The organism is Kitasatospora sp. NPDC057198 (assembly GCF_042670125.1).
Classification (GTDB): Bacteria; Actinomycetota; Actinomycetes; order Streptomycetales; family Streptomycetaceae; genus Kitasatospora.
This window is the reverse complement of sequence record NZ_JBHUWH010000771.1, coordinates 1-2,164: the sequence shown is the minus strand read 5'-3', so window position 1 is coordinate 2,164 and position 2,164 is coordinate 1. Positions and strand designations below refer to the sequence as shown.

The 2,164-nt window shown below is 76.2% G+C and carries 2 protein-coding genes; both read right to left on the bottom strand.

What is annotated here, in order from left to right:
- Window positions 1–84: 84 nt before the first annotated feature.
- Complete coding sequence (locus tag ACFUEL_RS38855; protein WP_380242798.1) at window positions 85–990, bottom strand: endonuclease/exonuclease/phosphatase family protein; 906 nt, start codon at window positions 988–990, stop codon at window positions 85–87.
- 260 nt (window positions 991–1,250) lie between these two features.
- A complete protein-coding gene (locus ACFUEL_RS38850; RefSeq protein ID WP_380242796.1) occupies window positions 1,251–2,111 on the bottom strand; it encodes a DMT family transporter in 861 nt (286 codons plus the stop codon).
- Window positions 2,112–2,164: the final 53 nt, after the last annotated feature.

Sequence of the window (2,164 nt, the reverse complement as noted above, 5' to 3'; positions counted from 1 at the left end):
GTGTGGGGCCGTCCCCGGCCCCTCCCCGTCCCCCGATCAGCCCGTCTCCCCGTCTCCCCGCCAGTCCGTCTACCGCTCCCCCGGTCAGCCCGTGACGGCGAGTTCGGCGACCACGGCGCGGTGGTCGCTGCGCGGCAGGGCGTGCTCGGAGACGTCGACGGCGGTCAGCGCGGGGCCGTGCAGGACGTGGTCGATCTGGATCAGCGGCGGGACGCCCCGGTAGTCCGGGTGGTTCTCGGGCCAGGACGGGAAGAGGCCCGCGCCGAGTTCCTCGTGGGTGTCGGTCAGGCCGGTGTCGATCAGGTCGCGCATCGGCTTGTGGTCGAGGGTGGCGTTGAAGTCGCCGAGCAGGACGGCGTCCCGGGTGCGCCCGGGTGCGGCGGCGGTCAGCGCGTGCAGGCTGTCGGCCCAGCGGCGGACGTCGCCCACCGGGTAGTAGGTGTGCACGGCGACCAGTTGCACCCGGCGGCCGCCGAGGTCGACGGTCAGGTTGGTGTACGGCCAGGCCGGGTCGGCGGCGGAGGTGACGGGCAACCGGGTGTAGAGCGCGGTGTCGGTGTCGGCGGGGCGTTCGCGGTGCGGGAGCAGCGCGCGGATGCCGGCCGCGTCCAGGGCCACGGCGGCGGAGTCGCTCTGCTCCTCGACGGCGAGCACGTCGATCCGCTGTTCGCGCACCAGGGCGACCAGGGCTTCGGGCGAGACCTGGCCCATGAAGTTGTTGCTGGTGGTCACCCGCAGCCGGGGCGCGCCGGCCGGGACGTCCGCGCCGTCCGGCAGGATCCGGGGCACCAGCCACCACAGTTGCAGCACCACCAGCGCGGCCGCGACCCCGGTCAGCCACTTCGCGCGCAGCACCGCGACCACGGGCAGCAGCAGGAGGGTGAACAGCCCCGCGTACGGCAGGAAGGACATCGGCAGGGCCCACAGCGTGCCGTCGTCCCAGCCGAACAGCCGCACCGCGGTGAGCGCGGCCGGGCCCGCCAGCAGCACCCCGCAGGCGATCCGCGCGGCGGGGCGCCACCGCCGCCGACCAGCGGACGACCCGCCCTCCGACCCGCCCTCTGACCCGCCCTCTGACCCGCCCTCCGACGTACCGTCCGTCTCCGGCGTACCCTCTGCCCCCGGCGTACCGTCCGTCTCCGGCGTACCGTCCGTCACGGCGCTCCTCCCAGAACGTCGACCGGCGGCCATGATCACCCGGCCGCCCCCGTGGGGGACGTCAGACCGGTCGGCACGGTTCCGCGGCGCGGTCAGTGCGCGGTCTCGCGGATGTTCGGGACGGCCCGGACCAGGGTGACCACGCCGCCGACCACCAGAAGCACGGCGAGCGCCTCGGGGACCAGCAGCCGGCCGGTGCGGACGGTCTCGTCGAACAGCACCACGCCGAGCAGCAGGCTGACGGCGGCGTCGCCGATGGTCAGCGCGGGCTGGGAGGCGACCAGCGGGCCGGCCTGGAGGGCGTTCTCCAGCAGCAGGACGGCGGCGATGCCGGTGAGCGCGAAGCCGTACGTCTGCCAGGCGGTCAGGAAGGCGGGCAGGCCGTGGTCGGCGAGGGTGCCGGTGGCGGACTTCAGCAGGGCGGCGGTCAGCGCGTTGCCGACGGCGGCGGCCGTTCCGAGCGCCCCGGCCCGGAACACCGGCCCGCGGCGGCGGCCGCTGGCGGCGGCGGTGCACAGCGCCATCACGCCGAGGCAGCCGATCAGGACGGGCGTCCAGCGGCTCATCGGCGCCTGGTCCTCGGCGCCGGAGGGGGCGGCGCAGCCGAGGAACAGCGCCAGGCCGCCGACCACCGCCGCGACGCCCGCCCAGCCGGCGGCGGGCATCCGGCGGTGCAGCAGCGGTGCGGCGATCAGCAGCGCGAACGGGAGTTCCAGCACGAACACCGGCTGCACCAGGGCGAGCGGCCCGAAGGCGAGCGCCAGCGCCTGGAACAGCGCGGCCCCGGCCACCCCGGCGATGCCCGCGACCCACGCCGGGTCGCGGGCCAGCACCAGCAGGAACCGCAGCCCGCCGCCCCGGTCGACCCGGGCGGCCGCCTTCCGCTGGAAGGCGGTCCCGGCCGCGTTGGAGGCGGCCCCGAACACGGCGAACACCACAGCGAGCACGTCCACCCGCCATCGGTTCCCCCGGCCCTGAACGGCCGAAACCCCCCGCGGGGCGGATC